At 60.9% G+C, this 19,213-nt stretch carries 19 protein-coding genes; 8 read left to right on the top strand and 11 right to left on the bottom strand.

The window, feature by feature from the left end:
- Positions 1-9 precede the first annotated feature (9 nt).
- The 5 genes from ACQK2G_RS07030 (at position 10) to ACQK2G_RS07050 (ending at position 6,887) form a co-directional block, all read left to right on the top strand.
- Positions 10-891 (top strand): methylenetetrahydrofolate reductase, encoded by an 882-nt coding sequence (locus ACQK2G_RS07030; protein WP_425404316.1) that lies wholly within the window; start codon positions 10-12, stop codon positions 889-891.
- A 66-nt stretch (positions 892-957) separates the two neighbouring features.
- Entirely contained in the window at positions 958-2,028 is a 1,071-nt protein-coding gene (locus ACQK2G_RS07035; protein ID WP_425404317.1) for a homocysteine S-methyltransferase family protein, read from the top strand.
- Positions 2,025-4,694 carry a methionine synthase gene (gene metH / locus ACQK2G_RS07040; protein ID WP_425404318.1) on the top strand — a complete coding sequence of 890 codons (2,670 nt, stop codon included), beginning with the start codon at positions 2,025-2,027 and terminating at the stop codon, positions 4,692-4,694. The genes ACQK2G_RS07035 and metH overlap by 4 nt, the downstream gene beginning before the upstream one ends.
- A 480-nt stretch (positions 4,695-5,174) precedes the next feature.
- Complete coding sequence (locus tag ACQK2G_RS07045; protein ID WP_425404319.1) at positions 5,175-6,482, top strand: AIPR family protein; 1,308 nt, start codon at positions 5,175-5,177, stop codon at positions 6,480-6,482.
- A 48-nt stretch (positions 6,483-6,530) separates the two neighbouring features.
- Positions 6,531-6,887 carry a hypothetical protein gene (locus ACQK2G_RS07050; protein ID WP_425404320.1) on the top strand — a complete coding sequence of 119 codons (357 nt, stop codon included), beginning with the start codon at positions 6,531-6,533 and terminating at the stop codon, positions 6,885-6,887.
- 40 nt (positions 6,888-6,927) lie between these two features.
- Here ACQK2G_RS07050 and ACQK2G_RS07055 read toward each other — a convergent pair whose 3' ends face one another.
- Positions 6,928-7,281 (bottom strand): hypothetical protein, encoded by a 354-nt coding sequence (locus ACQK2G_RS07055; protein ID WP_425407622.1) that lies wholly within the window; start codon positions 7,279-7,281, stop codon positions 6,928-6,930.
- A gap of 4 nt (positions 7,282-7,285) precedes the next feature.
- On the opposite strand from ACQK2G_RS07055, the gene ACQK2G_RS07060 reads away from it, so the two are divergent.
- Complete coding sequence (locus ACQK2G_RS07060) at positions 7,286-7,597, top strand: hypothetical protein (protein WP_425404321.1); 312 nt, start codon at positions 7,286-7,288, stop codon at positions 7,595-7,597.
- 481 nt (positions 7,598-8,078) lie between these two features.
- Here ACQK2G_RS07060 and ACQK2G_RS07065 read toward each other — a convergent pair whose 3' ends face one another.
- The 8 genes from ACQK2G_RS07065 to ACQK2G_RS07100 all read right to left on the bottom strand — a co-directional run bounded on the left by ACQK2G_RS07065 (position 8,079) and on the right by ACQK2G_RS07100 (position 15,977).
- Positions 8,079-8,930, bottom strand: a complete 852-nt coding sequence (locus tag ACQK2G_RS07065) for a DUF2652 domain-containing protein (protein WP_425404322.1) — start codon at positions 8,928-8,930, stop codon at positions 8,079-8,081.
- Between the two features lie 106 nt (positions 8,931-9,036).
- A complete protein-coding gene (locus ACQK2G_RS07070; protein WP_425404323.1) occupies positions 9,037-9,750 on the bottom strand; it encodes a copper resistance protein B in 714 nt (237 codons plus the stop codon).
- Positions 9,751-9,754: 4 nt separating this feature from the next.
- On the bottom strand, positions 9,755-11,569 hold the full coding sequence (locus tag ACQK2G_RS07075) for a copper resistance system multicopper oxidase (RefSeq protein ID WP_425404324.1): 1,815 nt from the start codon (positions 11,567-11,569) through the stop codon (positions 9,755-9,757).
- Between the two features lie 19 nt (positions 11,570-11,588).
- Positions 11,589-12,140 carry a cupredoxin domain-containing protein gene (locus tag ACQK2G_RS07080; RefSeq protein ID WP_425404325.1) on the bottom strand — a complete coding sequence of 184 codons (552 nt, stop codon included), beginning with the start codon at positions 12,138-12,140 and terminating at the stop codon, positions 11,589-11,591.
- Between the two features lie 66 nt (positions 12,141-12,206).
- Positions 12,207-12,542: a hypothetical protein gene (locus ACQK2G_RS07085; protein WP_425404326.1), complete on the bottom strand. Its 336-nt coding sequence runs from the start codon at positions 12,540-12,542 to the stop codon at positions 12,207-12,209.
- Between the two features lie 60 nt (positions 12,543-12,602).
- Complete coding sequence (locus tag ACQK2G_RS07090) at positions 12,603-13,928, bottom strand: type II toxin-antitoxin system HipA family toxin (protein WP_425404327.1); 1,326 nt, start codon at positions 13,926-13,928, stop codon at positions 12,603-12,605.
- On the bottom strand, positions 13,918-14,250 hold the full coding sequence (locus ACQK2G_RS07095; protein ID WP_425404328.1) for a helix-turn-helix transcriptional regulator: 333 nt from the start codon (positions 14,248-14,250) through the stop codon (positions 13,918-13,920). The genes ACQK2G_RS07090 and ACQK2G_RS07095 overlap by 11 nt, the downstream gene beginning before the upstream one ends.
- A 176-nt stretch (positions 14,251-14,426) precedes the next feature.
- Positions 14,427-15,977 carry a trimethylamine methyltransferase family protein gene (locus ACQK2G_RS07100; protein ID WP_425404329.1) on the bottom strand — a complete coding sequence of 517 codons (1,551 nt, stop codon included), beginning with the start codon at positions 15,975-15,977 and terminating at the stop codon, positions 14,427-14,429.
- Positions 15,978-16,243: 266 nt separating this feature from the next.
- Here ACQK2G_RS07100 and ACQK2G_RS07105 point away from each other — a divergent pair, with 266 nt between their 5' ends.
- The gene (locus ACQK2G_RS07105; protein WP_425404330.1) at positions 16,244-16,594 is read left to right on the top strand and encodes a hypothetical protein; all 351 of its coding nucleotides are present in this window, start codon (positions 16,244-16,246) and stop codon (positions 16,592-16,594) included.
- 56 nt (positions 16,595-16,650) lie between these two features.
- On the opposite strand, the gene ACQK2G_RS07110 is transcribed toward ACQK2G_RS07105, so the two are convergent.
- Both ACQK2G_RS07110 and ACQK2G_RS07115 read right to left on the bottom strand, forming a co-directional pair.
- Positions 16,651-16,893 (bottom strand): hypothetical protein, encoded by a 243-nt coding sequence (locus ACQK2G_RS07110; protein WP_425404331.1) that lies wholly within the window; start codon positions 16,891-16,893, stop codon positions 16,651-16,653.
- A 60-nt stretch (positions 16,894-16,953) separates the two neighbouring features.
- A complete protein-coding gene (locus tag ACQK2G_RS07115; RefSeq protein WP_425404332.1) occupies positions 16,954-18,288 on the bottom strand; it encodes an MFS transporter in 1,335 nt (444 codons plus the stop codon).
- 222 nt (positions 18,289-18,510) lie between these two features.
- Here ACQK2G_RS07115 and ACQK2G_RS07120 point away from each other — a divergent pair, with 222 nt between their 5' ends.
- Positions 18,511-19,209, top strand: a complete 699-nt coding sequence (locus tag ACQK2G_RS07120; RefSeq protein ID WP_425404333.1) for a glutathione S-transferase N-terminal domain-containing protein — start codon at positions 18,511-18,513, stop codon at positions 19,207-19,209.
- The last annotated feature ends 4 nt before the right edge of the window (positions 19,210-19,213 follow it).

A 19,213-nucleotide genomic window follows, 5' to 3' on the forward strand; every position in this document is an offset into this window, starting at 1 on the left:
GAGGCGCAGATGACAGAGTTGAAGCTTTCCTTCGAATATTTTCCGGCCCGGACCGAGAAGGCCGCGGCGACACTGCGGCGCTCGGCGGCGCAGCTCGACGCCCTGGGCCCGCGTTTCGCGTCCGTGACCTATGGCGCGCTGGGCTCGGACACGGAGGCCAGCCTGCACACGATCAAGGACGTTCAGTCGGTGACGGCTTCGCCGGTCGCGGCGCATCTGACCTGTTCCGGCGCGACGCGGGAGGAAATTCACGCCACGGCCGAGCGGTTCTGGGAGATGGGCGTCCGCGCGCTCGTCGCCCTGCGGGGCGATGCGGCGGAGGACAAGGACGCGATCCGCGCCTATGACCATGCTTCCGGCTTCGTCGCCGCCTTGAAGCAGCGGCACGGTTTCGAAGTCAATGTGGCGGCCTTTCCGGAAGGGCATCCGGAAACCAGCGGCCCGGGGATCGACGGGCAGGGGCGGGATATCGAGAATCTGAAGCGCAAGGCCGATGCCGGCGCCGACCGGGCCCTGTGCCAGTTCTGTTTCGACGATGACGCCTTCCTGCGGTATCGCGACCGCGCCGCCGGTGCGGGCATCGGCTTGGAAGTCGTTCCCGGCTTCCTGCCAATCCTGAATTTCCGCCGTCTGGAAGACTTCGCCGGCAAATGCGGCGGCACCCTTCCGCAGGCGCTGCGCGATCGCTTTGCCGGGCACGAGGACGATGCGGAGGCGACGCGCCGGATCGCGGTCGAGGTCGGGGCCGAGCAGATTGAACGACTGCGCGCGGCCGGCGTCGACGGATTCCACGTCTTCACCCTGAACAAGGCCGGGCTGACGCTGGATATCTTCCGCGCCGCCGGCATTGAAACCGATAGCAGAAAACCGGGCGGCCGGATCGCCGCCTGAAAGTCCCGCGCCTGCCGAGAAGCATGAAGATCGTTCGGGACGGAAATTAAGGAAGAGAGGCCGACTATGGCGACACAGTCATCCAATATCGAACTGCTGACCGAAACGGCGGATAGCCGCATCCTGGTCATGGACGGCGCGATGGGCACGATGATCCAGGCGGAAAAACCGACGGAAGCCGATTATCGCGGCGAACGCTTTGCCGATACCAAGGCGGACCTGTTCGGCAATAACGAACTGCTGTCCCTGACCCAGCCGGAATTGATCCGCCGCATTCATGACGCCTACCTGGAGGCCGGCGCGGATATCATAGGCACCAATACCTTCAACGCCAATGCAGTGTCCCAGGCCGATTACGGGCTGGAGGACCTGTCCTATGAATTGAACCGCCAATCGGCCTGTCTGGCCAATTCCATGGCGGATGAATGGACGGCGCTGACGCCCCTGAAACCGCGTTTCGTGGCCGGCGCGATCGGGCCGACGAACAAGACTGCCTCGATCTCCCCCGACGTCACCGATCCCGGCTATCGCGCGATCGATTTCGACACGCTGGTCGCCGCCTATCGCGATGCGACCCTGGGCCTGATCGACGGCGGCGTCGATCTGCTGCTGGTCGAAACCATTTTTGACACGCTGAACGCCAAGGCGGCGCTGTATGCCATACAAACGATCTTCGAGGAACGCCGCATAGAATTGCCGGTCATGATCTCCGGCACGATCACAGACCGCTCCGGCCGGACCTTGACCGGTCAGACGCCGGAAGCCTTCTGGGCCTCGGTCGAACATGTCCGGCCATTCAGCGTTGGTTTGAACTGCGCCCTGGGCGCGGACGAGATGCGGCCGCATATCGCCGAACTGTCGCGCATCGCCGACGTGCGGATCAGCGCCTATCCCAATGCTGGTCTGCCGAACGAGTTGGGCGGCTATGATGAGACGCCGGAAGAGACTAGCGGCGCTCTGGCCCAATGGGCGCAGGACGGCCTGGTGAATATCGTTGGCGGTTGCTGCGGCACCACGCCCGACCATATTCGCGCCATCGCGGCGGCGGTGGACGGCATTGCCCCGCGGGATATTCCGACGGCCAATCCGCGTCTGCGCCTGTCCGGCCTCGAACTGTTCGAGTTCCGTGCGCAATGATTGGGACATTCATCAATATCGGCGAGCGGACGAACGTCACCGGCTCCGCCAAGTTCCGGAAGCTCATTCAGGCCGACGATTACACCGGTGCGCTCGACGTGGCGCGCCAGCAGATCGAGGCGGGCGCGCAGATCATCGACGTCAACATGGATGACGGCCTGATCGACGGGGAGGCGGCGATGACCACCTTCCTGAACCTGATCGCGTCGGAGCCGGATATCAGCCGTGTGCCGCTGATGATCGACTCGTCGAAATGGTCGGTCGTAGAGGCGGGGCTGAAATGCGCCCAGGGCAAATGCGTGGTGAATTCCATCAGCCTGAAGGAAGGCGAGGACGAATTCCTGATGCATGCGCGGGAGGTGCGCAAGCTGGGCGCCGCGGTCGTCGTCATGGGGTTCGACGAGGACGGCCAGGCAGACACGGTCGACCGCAAGGTTGAGATCGCCGAGCGCAGCCACGCCGTGTTGACGCGCAAGGCGGGATTCCGTCCGCATGACATCATCTTCGATCCGAACATCTTCGCCGTGGCGACGGGGATCGAGGAACATAACGATTACGGCGTCGCCTTCATCGAGGCGACGCGGCAGATCCGCGAGCGCCTGCCTGGCTGTCATGTCTCCGGCGGGGTCTCCAATCTTTCCTTCTCCTTCCGGGGGAATGAGCCGATCCGCCGGGCGATGCATTCGGTCTTCCTGTATCACGCGATCCGCGCCGGGTTGACCATGGCGATCGTCAATGCGGGGCAGATCGACATCTATGACGAGATCCCCGAAAACATCCGCGACACAGTGGAAGACGTGATCCTGAATCGCCGGGACGACGCGACCGAACGCCTGCTGGCGCTGGCCGAAGAAGTCCGCGATACGGGCGGGCCGAAAAAGGAAGCCGCCAATGCCGAATGGCGGGAAAAGCCGGTTGCGGAGCGCCTGCGCCACGCCCTGGTCAACGGTATCGACAAGCATGTGGTCGACGATACCGAAGAAGCACGTCTAGCCGCCGACCGTCCGCTGGAGGTGATCGAAGGCCCGTTGATGGCCGGCATGAACGTGGTCGGCGACCTGTTCGGATCGGGCAAGATGTTCCTGCCCCAGGTCGTAAAGAGCGCGCGGGTCATGAAACTCGCCGTCAATCACCTGATCCCCTACATGGAGGCGGACAAGCGCGCAGAGGATCGGCAAGGCAAGGGCAAGATCCTGATGGCGACGGTGAAGGGCGATGTGCATGATATCGGCAAGAACATCGTCGGCGTCGTTCTGCAATGTAACAACTATGAAGTCATCGACCTCGGCGTCATGGTCCCGACGGAGAAGATCCTGGAGGTCGCCCGGGCGGAAAACGTCGATGTCATCGGCCTTTCCGGGCTGATCACACCCAGCCTGGATCGGATGGTCGAAGTGGCCTCGGAAATGGAGCGTCAGGGCTTCGACATTCCGCTGCTGATTGGCGGCGCGACCACCAGCAAGAAGCACACCGCGCTGAAGATCGCGCCGCAATACAGCGGCGGGGTCATCCATGTGGACGACGCCTCGCGCGCCGTCGCCGTGGTTTCCCGCCTGTTGTCCGACCAGACCAGGCAGCAGGTGCTGGACGAGGCGGCGGCCGACTATGCGGCGATCCGCGATAATCGTTCACCCGATGCGCGCGCCAAGGGTGGTGTCTCGCTGGAAACCGCGCGCAGAAACAAGTTCGCGCCGGATTGGTCTTCCTATACCCCGCCGCAGCCCGGTTTTACCGGGGTTCGGGAAATCGAGGATCTGTCGCTGGCCGAGATCGCCGAGCATATCGACTGGACGCCCTTCTTCCATACCTGGGGCGTGAAAGGGGCCTTCCCGCGGGTGCTGGAGGACGAGAAGAAAGGCGATGTCGCGCGCGACCTTTTTGAAAAGGCGCAGGCGATGCTGGACCGGATCGTGACCGAGGAATGGTTCCAGCCGCGCGCCGTGGTCGGTTTCTGGCCGGCCCATGCGGAAGGCGACGACGTTGCACTCTACACCGATGAAAGCCGGGCCTATCTGCTCGAGCATTTCCGTTTCCTGCGGCAGCAGGGCGACAAATCCGCCGGTCGGCCCAATCTGTGCCTATCCGATTTCGTCGCCCCGGCCGATACCGGTATCCAGGATTGGATCGGCGGGTTTGCCGTCACCGCCGGACCGGAACCGGACCGGATCGCCGACCGTTTCGCGCAGGAAAATCGTGACTTCGACTCTATCATGGTAAAGGCCCTGGGCGACCGGTTCGCCGAGGCCCTGGCGGAATACCTGCACAAGCGCGTGCGGCGGGAGCTGTGGGGATATGCACCGGACGAGGCGTTGGACAATGCCGGCCTGATCGCCGAGGACTATCGCGGCATCCGCCCGGCGCCCGGCTATCCGGCCTGTCCTGAGCATACCGAAAAAGGCCTGTTGTTCCGCCTGCTGGATGCGGAGGAAAAAGCGGGCGTTACGCTGACCGAATCCTTTGCGATGTGGCCGGCCGCCGCCGTCTCCGGTTTCTATTTCAGCCACCCCGACGCCCGCTATTTCGGTGTCGGCCGCATCAACCGCGACCAGGTTGCCGACTATGCGGCCCGTAAGGGTATGACGGTGGAAGAGGCGGAGAAATGGCTGTCCCCGAGCCTGGCCTACGATCCGAATGAACCGGAAGAGGCGGTGAAGGACGCGGCGTAGGCGTTCGACTCAACAAGGGTGGAAGGCCTTTAGCGTCCGATTTCGGGGATCAAAGGACGCTGCTCGTGGTCCTCCACATGGCGATAAAGGGCGCGCGCATCTTTTCGCAAGTGCTGAGAATGGTTGGAAGGGGATTTCCACCGATATTCTGGACCAGCGGTCGGAGTGGTTAGATTGGAACGGTTTGGTGTCCATAACCCGTGATCCGGAAAGCTGGGGCAGCTTTCTTTACACGTTGTTAGACAAGGGGCGGGACGTAGCCCCAGTGTTGGCCGCATTCATTCTATGGAGCGTCAATTGCAATCACAGCGACAATGCGACGACGGATGCCTTGAAAAAGGTCGGGCGCGGCCGTTCCGGTTTCGAGGGAAAAATCGCTATGGCGACGTTCCGCGCCGCGCGACCTAAGCGGGTATTATTTCCTTGTCTGAACACGTCCGAAAGAGCCATTCTGTATCTGGCTAATGGAGGTGGCGGACAATGTCTACCAACGATGCAATTGTACTTAAGGCCAATTTCGAAGCATGGAAGGTTAGGGTCGCTGGAATAAATGTTGATCCGTGGCTCTATTATTGTGTCGAGCAATTCGTGAAACCGTACATGCTGGATGATGAGGAGATACTGTCCGGCATCGTGGATGGCGGAAACGATGGCGGATACGACGCAATTTTTTTAATCGCTAATCAGCGTCAAGTTATCGATGAGACCGTAGAGTTTGACGCCAAAAATGTGTCTCGGATTCGATTGATTTTTATGCAGGTGAAAGAGAGCGGTGGATTTCAGCCGACGGAAATAGAAAAAGGGATACAATTCACAGACGATTTTTTTGATCTATCGAAGCCAGCGGACAGCTTTGGAGTCCGATACAATGAAAATGTTGTCCGGATTATGCGCACTTGGAAGGAAACTTACTTGAAGGTATCAGGAAGTTTCCCGGAAAATAGTATCGATTACTACTATATAACAGGTGATGATGTTTCTCCTGACCCATATGCCGTTGACGCTAGTAATCGCGTTCTAGAAAAGACCAAGTCTCACATTAAGGCAGAGTCCGAGTACCACTTTGTAGGTGCAGAGCAGCTTTGGGATCAGGTGCAAAAGAGACCACCAAAGAGTCGAAAGCTTAACTGGTCAGAAACGCCAATGGCAGCAAAGGATGGTACCGTAGGTCTGGTTAATTTGAAGAAATATTATGAGTTTCTCAAAGATGAAAACGGAGACCTCACCGAGTCCATTTTTGAATCGAACGTTCGTGGTTATCAGCAGAATGTCGGGGTGAACACGCAGATACGTGCGTCGCTGGATGAAGAATCTCAAAAGCCCAATTTTTGGCTTCTCAACAATGGAATAACTATCATAACGCCAAAAGCAACGCCTGCTGGGCACCTTAGGGTGGACGTTCAAGACCCACAGATTGTCAACGGATTGCAGACCTCCAGAGAGATATTTGACCATTTTAGCGACGACGACGACGAAGCTGACGACCGCTCTGTCCTTGTACGTGTTATTGAGACGAGCGATGCAGATGTTCGAGACAAGGTTATTAGGGCTACCAATAGCCAGAATCGCATGCTGCCCGCCCAGTTGCGCATGACGGATCAAATACATCGTGACATTGAAGAAGTATTCAAAAAAGTCGGTCTCTACTACGACAGACGAAAAGGCTTCTACCGGGACCAAGGAAAACCTGTTTCAAAGATCATTAGTGTCAACGCAGTGACACAAGCGGTCCTAACAGTCCTTTTGCAACGTCCCAACGACGCTCGGGCGAGACCAGGTGATTACTAAAAAAAAGACGATCGATATAGCCTGCTGTTCGGTGAAGGGAAGTACCCATTGCCGATTTATCTGACGTGCGTTCAAATTGTTGCTGCGACAGAGCGCTTTTTGGAGAGCGAAGGAATGAGTGGCGGCGATATAAAGAATGTCAAATTTTATGTCGCTTCTGGTGTCACGAGAACACTCTGTAAAATGGTCTCGCCACCCGCAGCAAAAATCGCACTCAGCATTCCCGACCCGAAAAATATCGACGTATCGGTCTTTAAAGAGTCGGCTCGCCGCGTATCCAGAGTTTACAGCTCACTTTCTGCAAAGTCAGATGGCGATACCGTAGCTCGAGGGACGGAATTGATGCGTCGACTCACGAATCTATACAAGTCAGATTTTCGTAAGAAAAAGGCCAAAAAGAAATGAGCGAAAATAGACCGATCCGCAGCGTCACACTTCAGAACGGCTAGGCCTGAATCTGCGAAACCGCTTGCATGAATACATCTCGCAGACCCACGTGACGGTCTTCGATCCCGCTTAGGCAATAGCCGTTCAGGAACTGGCGGCTGGCGAAGAGGGCGCGGTCGACAGGGCTGACATCCGCCAGTCGGCAAACCTCGGCCCAGTTTTCGGCGATGGCCGCGATCTGTTGTTCCACGATGGCGATCGCCTCGGCCTCTCCCAATTGATAGTCCGTCGCCGCGTTCAGGCAGGCTTCCAGCGTGCTGGAACGGTCCTGTCCCTTGAGCAGCATGGCCTGGGTGGCGACATTGCCGGTGCGGCCCTGCGGGCAGATATCATAGGCCGGCGTCAGGGTCAGGGACTTGCCGTCCCAGAAGGCGGCATGGTTGCGGCGGGTCTATGACGCAGCGGCGGCGGCCGGCATCGACTTTATTCTGGGAATAGAGACGACCGGCTTCTCCTTCCAGACCGTTTCCTGGCCCGATTTTTCGAATCCCGACCAGGAACCGGTGGTGCCGCTGGGGGGCATGGTCGACCATAATTACCCGACCCTGCCGGCCGGTGCGGGCTATACGGAGTTTGAGCAGGACTTGCTGCTGTATCCCTATCTGACGCCCGCCATCGTCAACCCGGTATCCCAGACGCCTCGCCGGTTTATCTCGTCGAAGGGTTAGAGCCTGCACGCCGCACAGACCGATGCGTCATTTGGGCGATTTTGAGAAGAATTGGCGGAGAAATGCATGGTGGCCCCATGATCGGTTGGCGGGTCAATGGTTGAGCGAGAGCTTGCTGCCGGTCTGGTTCCAGGGTCTCAGAAAAGTAAATGTCTGGACGGTTCAGGATGCTCTGCGATCATGGAGTCCCCTAACCGCCGATGCTCGTCCAGATAGAGACGACATTTTCCCATCACGACCTTGGCGCCGCCGAGATCTGCTTCGACTTCCCGTGTGATCCCGGCTTTGGCCCGGTTACAGTCCTCTACCGATTTCCAAACATCGTTCCAGGTTTCAATCGGAGCGCAATGAAGGAGGTCCGGCTCACACACGGCGATGAGCATGACGACAAATATGGGGGGCACGCTGAATACTCCGGGCGGGGCGGGACCGCTCCGGGCTCATTATCGCGAATAATTCGCAATTGCAATAATAGTGTTCCTCAGAAAGCGATACTGAGTTTTCTCACCAGGTCCTTCGCCCGCGCGGGCAGGTTCGGAACGGACAATAGATCACCATGCGCAAGCGGGGCCGTTCGAGGAATGTCATAGGCGGTGGCATTTATCGTGCCGCTGCTGTCCAATTCTTCTGTAAGTCGTCGTTGCTGCAGGTCTTTTTGGAAATCGACAAAGGGGGAGGTGCCTTCGGTCACCAGAATATAGCGCGGTTGCCCGACCCCGTTTTTCAGCAGTCTATGCGCGGTGATGATGGCTTCGCCGGAAAGATCCTCCATCCCGCCCATGCTGAACCGCAGCACCTCGCCGTGATGGACAATGATCTTCAAGTCTAGTTCGCCAATTGCCGTACAGGCTTGGCAGGGACAGGCGTTTTCGCGGATCAAACTATCCTGTCGGGTATCGAAGGCCTGCATGATTTCCATGAGGGCACGCCCGACATCCACCGGACCGGTCTTCGAAACGCTTGCGTAGAAAACCACGGCGTCTCCTTCCAGACGCATTGGACGAAAGGTGACACTGCCCGCTTTCAGCACCGCGGCAAGCAGTTGCGCGATCACGTAATGGGCATGGGCGAGGCCCAGTTTGGAGAGCGACATGAAGCGCGTATAGCCGCTGATATCGGGGATCACGATCAGCAGGTCTTCCGGCTCTGTGGATGAAGGGAGGTCGGCGGGGTTTTCGTCGATGCGAAAGCGGTTACCGGGCTGCAGCCTTTCGAGCGCGGATTTGGGTGCCGGCCTGAGTTGATAGCCGAGAAACCCGGCGGCCAGGACGACCAGCAGCACCGGCACCAGCATCCAGACCATGAAACCATGCTGGCCCGTTTCCATCATCATTGTCGCATTACTCCATGCCGGCTCGCCGGCCGAGTCTATCATGGTTCGGAAGAGAGCGGGGCCGATCGCATGTCATCGGCCCCGCCATTCCACCCAATTGGCCGCGTCAGAACATGAAACGCGAGCCGATGACGAAATAAAGCTCGTCCTTCTCTTCGCCTTCCTCGGTCTTGAAGTCCGCCGTCTTGCCGAAGACGCGTTCGTAGTGAACACCGATATAGGGCGAGACGGTTCGGTCCACGAGGTCGTAGCTGAGGCGCGCGCCGACCTCCAGTTTCGGTCCGAAGGCACCGATGCCGATTTCCTCGTCGTCGCTGAAAGGCAGGTCCAGTTCGATACTGGGGATCAGCGTGACATAGTTCGTCAGCAAGGCCTCGTATTCCGCATCGATCCTGGCGCTTGTATCTCCGTTCTCGCTGACGAACAGGTCCAGGTCGACCTCGAACCATTGCGGCGCGAGGCCCTGGATGCCGAGGACGCCGTACCAGCGGTCAGGCCCGTCCGGCGCGTCCAGGCGAACCCCCGCCTTGGCGTCGAAGAAGTCGGAGATCGGGATCTGGCCGACGAGGCGGTTCTCGAAAACCTCGAGCGTATCCTCCTTGTCATCGACGTATTCGCCCTCGCCGATATAGCGAAGTTTGAATTCGTCGGTGCCGATCACCCCGTCGACATCCCAGGCGGCGACCTCGGCATCGTTGCTGATACGGTATTCGAACTGTTCCGCCTGGACTCCCCAGATCAGCTGTTCGGCCTGGGCCGGAAACAGGGGAAGCAGTACCGTCAGAGCGGCCGCGGCGGATGTGGCGATGTGTTTCCGCATGCGATCACCCTCCCGTCTTCATGCTGTGTTCCGCGGCGGCCTGTTTCGGGCCGCCCTCGACGATCACCTTGCGGAACATGCCGCTGTCGGCGTGGTAGGACAGATGGCAATGGAAGGCCCATTGTCCGGGCGCGTCGACCTCGGTTTCCATAAAGACGGTCGTACCGGGCGACACGCTGACCACGTGCTTCACCGGGTTGCGCTTGCCGCTGCCGGTATCAATGATCGACCACATGCCGTGCAGATGCATGGGGTGGGTCATCATCGTCTCGTTGACGAATTTAAAGCGCACCCGCTCGCCGTATTGCAGACGGATCGGATCGGCGTCCTTGTATTTCACGCCGTTGATCGACCAGATGTAGCGTTCCATGTTGCCGGTCAGGCGCAGTTCGATTTCCCGGGTCGCATCGCGATGCTCGTACAGCGGCTTATGGGCCTTCAGGTCGGCATAGGACAGGAACTTCCCGCCGTTTGCCGCTTTCGGGGCCAGCCCGCTGCCCGGTGCATAGAACGGATCGGCTTTTTCCATGGCCATGCCGCCATGCGCGGAATGATCCATCCCCTTCATGCCGCCGTGGGCCATGCCTTGCATCACCGTGCCGTCGGGCATCGTGTGGCTGCCAGAAGACATCTGGCTGTGGTCCATGCCCTGCATGGCGCCGTGGGACATGCCCGCCATCGTGCTGCCGTCGGCCATGGTGTGTGTGCCAGAAGACATCCGGCTGTGGTCCATGCCCTGCATGCCGCCATGACCTTCATGGGCCATGCCCATATCCGCCATGGTCAACAGTGGGTCTTCGCGCAGGGCAGGTACCTCTGCTTCCATGCCTTCCCGCGGCGCCAGCGTGCCGCGGGCATAGGCGGTGCGGCCCATGGATTCGGCGAAGACGGTGTAGGCCTTGTCCTCCTCTGGTCGGACGATGACGTCATAGGTTTCCGCCACGGCGATCCGGAATTCGTCCACGGTGACGGGCAGCACATTGTTCCCGTCCGCCTGCACGACGGTCATTTTCAGGCCCGGTATGCGGATGTCGAAATAGGTCATGGCGGAGGAGTTGATGAAGCGCAGGCGGACCCGCTCACCCGGCTTGAACAGACCGGTCCAGTTCTGTTCCGGCCCCTTGCCGTTGATCAGGGGCGTGAAACCCTGAACGTCCTCGATATCGGTCGGCATCATCCGCATTTCGCCCCAGGCCTTGCGGTCGGCAAGTGCCGCGTCGAACCCCATTTCGCTGGCATCCGACAGGAAGTCGCCGAAGGTCCGTTGCTTGCGGTTGTAGTAGTCCGGCGAGAGTTTCAGGTTCCGCATCACGCGATTGCCGGAATGCGGGTGGGCGTCGGTCAGTTGCACGACATATTCACGGTCGTAGCGGAACGGCTCCCGGTCCTTCGGTTCGATCACGATCGCGCCATAGGCGCCGTCCGGTTCCTGAAAGCCGCTATGGCTGTGGAACCAATAGGTGCCGGACTGAACGATCGGGAAGCGGTAGGTGAAGGTCTCACCGGGGGCGATGCCCGGATAGCTGATCTTCGGCACGCCGTCCTGCTGATAGGGCAGGATCAGCCCATGCCAGTGGATCGAGGTCGATTCCGACAGGTTGTTCGTCACGTTGATGACGACATCCTCGCCTTCCTTGAACCGCAGCACTGGGCCGGGGGAGGCCCCGTTATACCCGATGCCGGTTTTCTTGAAGTCGCCCGTGTCGATGGTCACTTCGTCCACGGTCAGATTGTAGGTCCCGGCCTGGACGGCTCCCGCCGCCGTGGTCGCGAGACCCAGCCCGAGCGTCGCCGCCCGGGCCAGGATCATAGCTTTCATGGTCTTGTTTGCTCCCGGATCAGTGCGACAGACGGATCTTGCCCGTCATCCCGGCGTCATAGTGACCGGGAACGTTGCAGGCGAATTCCAGCGCGGCGTGATCGGGGAATTTCCAGATGATCTCGCCGGTCTTGCCGGGTTCCAGAAGGATGCTGTTACCTTCCTCATGCATGCCATGGCCCATGGTCGCTTGCATATGCTTGGCCGCTTCATGGTTGATGCGGTCCGGCTCCAACACGCCGTGCTCCATCATCATCATCATTTCCGGCGCGTGGTCCTTGTGCATCCCCGGCGTGGCGATGCTGAATTCATGCACGAACTCGCCTTTGTTGGTGACGACGAAACGCACGGTCTCCCCTTCCTCGATGTCCAGGGACTCGGGTTCGTAATAATTGTCGAACATGGTCACTTCGATGGTGCGGGAGACGTCGCCCGGATTGCCGGGGGCGCCGTGCGGTCCGGCGCCGTGACCGCCGCCGTGTTCTCCGGCCGCCAAGGCCGGAACTGTGACCGCGGACAAGGGAAGGGTGACGGCCATCGCGGCCGCCAGAAGGATGCTTTTGGCTTTCATGGAAAACTCCTGAAATCTGAACTGACTGTGGTTCGCGCGCAGAGTGCGCGCCTATGGTGTCGAGGTTCAGACTCTCGGAGGACGCAGTTCCGTTTTGGGCCGATGCTTCGCCTTGCGGCGGTCGTTGACCAGCCCGATACCGTCGGTCGGGTTATAGGAGACAGCGGCGCCGGTCAGGCCGAAATCCGGGGCGATGACGCTGCAATGGCCGGGCAGCATCTCGCAATGCCCGGTGCCTGGATTGTCGGTCCCTTGGTGATCGGCGTCGTGCATGTCGCCATGGCTGCTGCCGGCCATCGCCATGGGTTTCGCCCCATGGTCGTGGCTCATGCCCTGCGCCGCCGAAAGCACGGCGATGCCGATGGCGAAGACGCAGATGATGGTGCCGATCAGCCGTTTCATGGCTACAGATGTGGGGCTTCCCCCAACGGGAAGGTCAAGCGCTTTCGTGTGGCCCGATGATCAGGCGGCGCCGTCCTGGATTGTCGCTGCGGCCTGGGTGAAGACATCGCGCAGGGATTTGTGGCGCTCTTCCAGGCCGGCCATGCAATAGCTGTTCAGGAATTGCCGGCCGGCGAACAGGGCCTGATCGACCGGGCTGACTTCCGCTTCGGCGCAGGTCTCGGCCCAGTGTTCCGCGATCGTCGTGATCTGGGTTTCGATCACGGCGAGGGCCTCGGCCTCGCTCAACTGATAGTCGGCGGCGGCGGAGAGGCAGGTTTCCAGGGTGCTGGACCGGTCCTCTCCCTTTATCAGCATGGCCTGGGTCGCGATATTACCGGTGCGGCCCTGCGGACAGATGTCATAGGCCGGGGTCAGGGACAGCATGCGGCCGTCCCAGAAGGCCGCGTGGTTGCGCGCATGGTCGTCTGTATTGCCGCACAGGATGTTGAAGCAGATCCGGCCGAAAAGTTCCCGCAGGGTCCGTTTCGGGTTCGAGAAGCGGTGCCGGACGATTTCTGCCAGATCCTCGTAGGAGGCATATCGCGCCATCATCTCGTCCATGCCGAACAGGGTCAACGCCGAGACCATGGATCGGCGGGCCCAGCCGTCGCCGCTCTTGTCCCGGTCGAAGCGCTCGATCAACAGCACATCCTTGCCGGCGGCATGGGTGAGGGCGACGGGGGCGACGTCCAATCCGCAACGCGCGGCCAGCCGCATGGCGATGAATTCGGCCTTCACGACACTGTACAGGTCGACGCCCGACGAAAACTTGGCGATGAATTTCCTGTCATCCGCATCGATCAGCGCTTTGGGTCTGGCGCCGCCGATCGAGGTGCCGTGGTTGAGCGCCTGGTCCAGGGCCGGGGTGATCGGCAATCCCCGCTCGATATGATCGGCCGCGTCCAGCAGTTCCTCCAACTCCGCCGCGGCGGTGAGCCGGGGGACGTATTCCGTCGGCGAGGCCTGGAAGTCGAGCGCGCCGATCCGGTCCGAGCCCGATTGCAGCAGGAAGGTGAGCTCTCCCAGATCGGGCACGTCCCGGGCATCCGGTTTCATGCCCGTCATGCGGTTGATGATGACGCGCCGCCCCCAGGCATCGGGGGACCCGTCGCGGATGCAGCTTGCCATCGACAACCCGTCCAGCGGCTCGATCCTGCCCGCCTGCAGCGGCAGTTCGGGTTCGTAGAGCGGGATGGCGTTCGGCCGGCCGCGATAGCTGCTGCCATAGTTGAAGACCAGCCGCGAGCCTTCCGCCGTCAGCCGGCCGGCGACGACGGGATCGGTCTCCCCGGGCAGCCAGGTCCAGACATAGACCTCGGTCGGTGCCTGCGCCTCAGAAGTCATCGATCACCTCGCCTTTCGCCCGGCGGACGCTTTGCGGCATCAGCGTCAGTTTTTCGGACAGCCTCCTGTCCTGCACCGCCAGCGTCCGGGCATCCGGTTCGAACAAAGGCACGCCGACGATGGCCGCCAGTTCGAAAACGGTTCCGATCTCCGGCCCCGGCGCGCCCTTTTCGATGCTGTAAAGCGTGGTGCGGCTGATCCCGGCACGCTCCGCCAGGTCCTGGGCCGTCATGCCGCGCTCGATCCGGCCGAGGCGGATGAGGTTGCCCAGGATCGACAGGGCCTGGCGCGTACGGCGGGAATAAGTTCTCTTGCGTTTCATCGTCTGGTTATGGTGTTCAATTAATTAAGCTTTTAAAGCCTGATGATTAATATAATGAACAAAGTAATGCGAACGGTCACTTTTTTCAAGGCGGCGCCCATTAAACTGAACGTAAGCAGTGTAAGGTTCGATTAATTGAACATTTTAGTTCTGGTCGGGGCGCTGATCCTGGCGCGTCAGCTCACCGGGGCGGCGCCGCCTTGCTCGGTGCGTCGGGCGATGAAGGCATCCAGCGCCTCGATCCGGGCGGGATCGTGTGCCGGCGGGGCATAGTCGGCCAGCTTCTGTTTCCACAGATCGGTGGCGCGTTGATCCGCCGTTCTGGCGCCGGCCTCCGACCAGGTGCCGAAATTCGACCAGTCCGCGACCAGCGGTTCGTAAAAGGCGGTCTGATACCGGCTCATCGTGTGGTCGCCGGCAAAGAAATGGCCGCCGGGCGCCACCGCGGCGATGGCGTCGAATCCGATGTCCTCCGTCGTGCCGGGGGGCGGGGTGCAAAGCTCCGCCAGGGTCTGCACCGCTTCCAGATCGATCATCATCTTCTCGAAGGAGAAGGTAAGCCCGCCTTCGAGCCAACCGGCCGAATGCACCACATGGGTGGCGCCCGCCATCAGGCAGGCCCACAGGCTCATCACCGTCTCCGTCGAGGCCTGGGCGTCGGCCACATTGGCGGCGCTGGCGGCGGCCGCGCGCCAGGGTAGGCCGATCAGCCGCGCCAATTGCCCGGACCCGAGCGTCGCGGTCACATGTTCCGGCGTGCCGAAGGCGGGGGAGCCGGATTTCATGTCCACGTTGGAACTGAAACTGCCATACATCACCGGCGCGCCGGGCCGGACCAGTTGGGCCAGCGCGATGGCGGCAAGCGCTTCGGCATGCTGCAGGGTGATCGCACCGGCCACCGTGATCGGCGCCATGGCCCCGGCCAGGCAGAAAGGGGTGACGATCGACATCTGTCCTGCCTTGGCGAAATCGATCAGCCCCTGCGCCATCGGAATGTCGAGCGTGCGCGGCGAGTTCGTGTTGATGATCGTATAGGTCCAGGCATCGGCCAGGAACGCGTCCCGGTCCAATCCGCGCATCAGGCGGATCATCTCCATCCCGTCCTCCACCTGCGGCGTGCCGCGGGCATAGAGGAAACAGGGTTTGTCGCTCAAGGTCAGGCCGCCGCGGGTCATGGCATAGTGGCGGAGGTGGATCGGCACGTCCTGCGGTTCCACCGTCGGGCCGATCGTATGCAGAACGTCGAAGCCCTGAACCAGTTTCACCGTGTCCAAGAAATCCTCGAGCGAGCCCGGACGCCGGCCGCGTTCCCGGTCGGTCGCGTGGGGACAGCCGGCCCCGGCCTGGAAGGACAATGCGCCCAGTTCCATCACCTGGTCGCGGTCCGGCACCGCGCCGCGCAGTCGGAAGCTTTTCGGCGCGGATGCGAGTGCGCTTTCCACGACCTCCCGACCCAGGCGCACCATCTCGGTCTCGTCGTCAACCAGGGCGCCAGCGCGGCGGTAGATGTCGCGGGCCTCCGGCAGCAGGACCTTGATCCCCAATTCTTCCAGGATGCGCAGCGCCGTGGTGTGCATTTCCGCGATCTGATCGTCGCTGAAGGCCGGTTGTGGACTGAAAGGGTTGTGAAGCCGGCGGTAGTCGATCCGCCGTTCCGGTTTCGCCGCCGCCGGGCTTGCCCGCCGCCGTGATTTTCGTGCCCGTCGCGCCGCGTCGTCCATCACCATGATACCTCCCCGGCGGAGAGTGAAGCGAAAGCGGTTCCGGTGCAAGCCTCTGTAAATATTGGCTGTTTCATCGATGGTCCGGGATGCGGAGCCGGGTAGTGCGGGAGTCACGCAACCGGCAACCGCGAATGCGTGGAATTTTAGGAAACAGCGATAAGAATGTTGTTCTTATCCGAAGCGATAAGAGTCGCCTTGGCCAACGAATTCCACAATCTTCCAGCTTGAGGGGTGCAGGTCCGGATTCGGATGGGACGGAGGCTACGCAGATGATTGAGGTTACGGTGCAAAAGAATTTTTTTCTGACGGTAGATGAAGTGGACTTGCTCCTTGGATGCACGATCGACCCCTTGCTGCGCGCGCAGTTCCATCGGGCCAAGAACGTACCCGACGGTGATTTCTGCCTGCTGACGCTGACGGAATCCGAACTGCATGAGGTTTACGCGCTGCTGGCGGAACTGCTCACCGCGGAAGGATTGAACGAGGAAGGGTATTTCAACGAAATCGGCGCCAAGGTCGACGCAATCATGGTGGTCCTGGAAGCCCAGATGCTGCCCAGGTCGTCACAGACCCAACAGCACGGCGACATGCCCTATCCGGAACTTCTCGCCGCCGAATGAACGCAATGAAACGGGGCCGGTCCGCACCGGTCCCGGTCATATCCCTTCAAATCTTGTTATCCGGTTCGTGACCGTCGGCGTCGGGGCGTGTCTTCGGATTCCTCGCCGGTTTGCACGGCAACCAGCACGACCCCCAATTCCCGTTCCAGCTGTTCGATACGCGCCAGGCGTTCCCGGTCCAATCTTGCCGGGGTGACGTCGACCTGCGCCATCGCCAGCAGGGGGGCGCCGATTTCGGTTTCCAGCGACCGCAGGGCCGCCAGTTTGTCTTCGGGCATATTGGCCAAGGTGAATACCATCGCAGGATCCTCCTTCCTTGCGGGCCTCGTTCAATACGAGCCGAAAGATGATACGCCGGATCAGCGCGGAGAATCATCATTTTCCTTCGGCTGTGCCTCCGATGCGGCGATTTCCGCCTCTTCCATCATTTCCGCCATCTCCTCCACATAGGCTTCCGGATGGGCCTGGATCGGTGCGGTGGCGGAGACCGCGACAAAGTCCTCCTGCGCTTCCTGCGGCGGTGTCGGCCGCCGTGTCATCCGCCACAGGGTGTACAGCACGAAGGATCCGGCGGTGCCCGCGAACAGCAGGAACAGCGAGCCTGGTTGGAAATTCCCCAGCAAGGCGCTGCCGACGGCGGGGCCGGCGATCGCCCCCACGCTCCAGGCCAGCAGAAGCGTGGCGGCGAGGGATACATGCTGTCCCGGCGCGGCATGATCGTTGGCATGCGCCGACCCGACGGAATAGAGCGTTTCCATCGAGCCCGCCAAGAGCATGAAGGCAAGGATCACCAGTACCAGTCCGCCGGTTGCCCGCAGGTCCAGCAGACCGACCATCAACGCCGCCGCACCGGCGACCAGCGCCGCGACGACGAGGACACGGCGCCGGTCCAGCTTGTCGGACAGCAAGCCCATGGGCAATTGCAGCACGATATTCCCGAGCGGCGCTGCGGCCATCAGCAGGCCGACCTGTTCCTTGTCGAAGCCTTCCAGCAATGCATAGACGGGACCGATGCCGTAAAAGCTCATGGTCAGCGCCCCGGCGGCGGCGGAGGCAACGACGCCCAGCGGCGAGATCTCGAAAGCCGCCCGCAGGTCGATACCGGCGCGCTCCGGCGGCGGCGGCGTCGGGGCGGGGGTGAAGGCGAAGGGGATGATGGCGGTCATGTAGAAACCCGCCCCCAGGATGAAGGCCGTCGCCATGTCCAGGTTCAGGCGGCTCATGATCAACGAGCCTAGGCCGATGCCGATGATGTAGAGAACATAGAAGATCGACATCACGCGGCCCCGTTGGTCCGAGGGCGAAATCTCGTTCAACCAGCTTTGCGCGGCGACGAAGATCGCCGTGGAACTGAAACCGGTCGCCACGCGGGCCACGGTCCAAAGGGGCAGGGACGGCTCGGCGCTCATGGCCAGGATGCTCAGCCCGGCCAGACTGCAGAAGAAGGCCAGGGCCCGGATATGGCCGACACGGCGCACCAGGGGGCCGGCAAAGAAACAGCCCAGCAGCAAACCGATGCTGAAGCCCGTGACCACCATGCCGACCTCGCCCTCGCTGAAGTCGAGCAGTTTCAGCCGCGTCGGCGTGAAGGTCGCCATCAAGCCGGACCCCGGCGCGATCAAGGTCATCCCGCCGATCACCCACCAGGTGGCCTTGCGCGGATCGGTGCCGGTATCTTCCGCTATCATCGTCATGGGTGGACCCCTCTCGGATTATCTCGGCCCGTCTCTGATCGTTGCGGGCGTTGATGTGGGCGCGGTTTTGAAATGGCAACGCGGTTGCCAACCCCTCCGCCGCACTACACGCTCCGCATTGACCGTGCAATGACAGGGGCGGTCGGTTTTTCTATGTCTACGACGCGCCAAATCTCAGGGCGGCTGTCCCGTGGGCCTGTACGCTGCAAGGAAGAGGGTTTCGTGAGTATCGATCTTTACACATGGCCGACGCCGAACGGGCACAAGGTGCATATCCTGCTGGAGGAACTGGGTGTTCCCTATACCGTCATTCCGGTCGACATCGTGACGGGTGATCAGTTCGATCCGGCCTTTCTGAAGATCAGCCCGAACAACAAGATGCCCGCCCTTGTCGACAGCGACGGGCCGGACGGTGAGCCCATATCGCTTTTCGAATCCGGCGCGATCATGATCTATCTGGCGGAAAAGTTCGGCCGGTTCATGCCCTCTGATGCGCGCGGGCGATACGCGGTGCTTCAATGGGTGATGTTCCAGATGGCCAGTATCGGACCGATGCTGGGACAGGCGCAGCATTTCCAACAATATGCGCCGGACGGAAACGACTATGCGCGGAACCGGTATTCGAACGAGGCCGCGCGTCTATACGGCGTGGTTGACCGACGGTTGGCGGAAAGCCGCTATATCGGCGGTGATGATTACACGATCGCGGATATGGCGGTCTGGCCCTGGATGAAGTTTTCGCACTATCAGGGGGTCGACAGATCCGGGTTCCCGAATTTCCTGCGTTGGTTCGATGAATTGGCGGCGCGGCCGGCGGTTCAGCGCGGCATGGCGGTCCTGAAGGAAAAGCGGCGTAAACATACGATCACGGACGACGCCAAAACCATTCTGTTCGGCGACAGGCAGTACGAGAGGCGCTAAGGGC

This window comes from Hwanghaeella sp., from assembly GCF_965227365.1.
Taxonomy (GTDB): Bacteria; Pseudomonadota; Alphaproteobacteria; order UBA8366; family Aestuariispiraceae; genus Hwanghaeella.

Bases quoted from the DNA above. Each gene is read 5' to 3' on its own strand.
- ACQK2G_RS07030 (WP_425404316.1), top strand. From the start codon at position 10: ATGACAGAGTTGAAGCTTTCCTTCGAATATTTTCCGGCCCGGACCGAG.
- ACQK2G_RS07035 (WP_425404317.1), top strand. From the start codon at position 958: ATGGCGACACAGTCATCCAATATCGAACTGCTGACCGAAACGGCGGAT.
- metH (WP_425404318.1), top strand. From the start codon at position 2,025: ATGATTGGGACATTCATCAATATCGGCGAGCGGACGAACGTCACCGGC.
- ACQK2G_RS07045 (WP_425404319.1), top strand. From the start codon at position 5,175: ATGTCTACCAACGATGCAATTGTACTTAAGGCCAATTTCGAAGCATGG.
- ACQK2G_RS07065 (WP_425404322.1), bottom strand. From the start codon at position 8,930: ATGATGATGGAAACGGGCCAGCATGGTTTCATGGTCTGGATGCTGGTG.
- ACQK2G_RS07070 (WP_425404323.1), bottom strand. From the start codon at position 9,750: ATGCGGAAACACATCGCCACATCCGCCGCGGCCGCTCTGACGGTACTG.
- ACQK2G_RS07075 (WP_425404324.1), bottom strand. From the start codon at position 11,569: ATGAAAGCTATGATCCTGGCCCGGGCGGCGACGCTCGGGCTGGGTCTC.
- ACQK2G_RS07080 (WP_425404325.1), bottom strand. From the start codon at position 12,140: ATGAAAGCCAAAAGCATCCTTCTGGCGGCCGCGATGGCCGTCACCCTT.
- ACQK2G_RS07085 (WP_425404326.1), bottom strand. From the start codon at position 12,542: ATGAAACGGCTGATCGGCACCATCATCTGCGTCTTCGCCATCGGCATC.
- ACQK2G_RS07090 (WP_425404327.1), bottom strand. From the start codon at position 13,928: ATGACTTCTGAGGCGCAGGCACCGACCGAGGTCTATGTCTGGACCTGG.
- ACQK2G_RS07095 (WP_425404328.1), bottom strand. From the start codon at position 14,250: ATGAAACGCAAGAGAACTTATTCCCGCCGTACGCGCCAGGCCCTGTCG.
- ACQK2G_RS07100 (WP_425404329.1), bottom strand. From the start codon at position 15,977: ATGGTGATGGACGACGCGGCGCGACGGGCACGAAAATCACGGCGGCGG.
- ACQK2G_RS07105 (WP_425404330.1), top strand. From the start codon at position 16,244: ATGATTGAGGTTACGGTGCAAAAGAATTTTTTTCTGACGGTAGATGAA.
- ACQK2G_RS07110 (WP_425404331.1), bottom strand. From the start codon at position 16,893: ATGGTATTCACCTTGGCCAATATGCCCGAAGACAAACTGGCGGCCCTG.
- ACQK2G_RS07115 (WP_425404332.1), bottom strand. From the start codon at position 18,288: ATGACGATGATAGCGGAAGATACCGGCACCGATCCGCGCAAGGCCACC.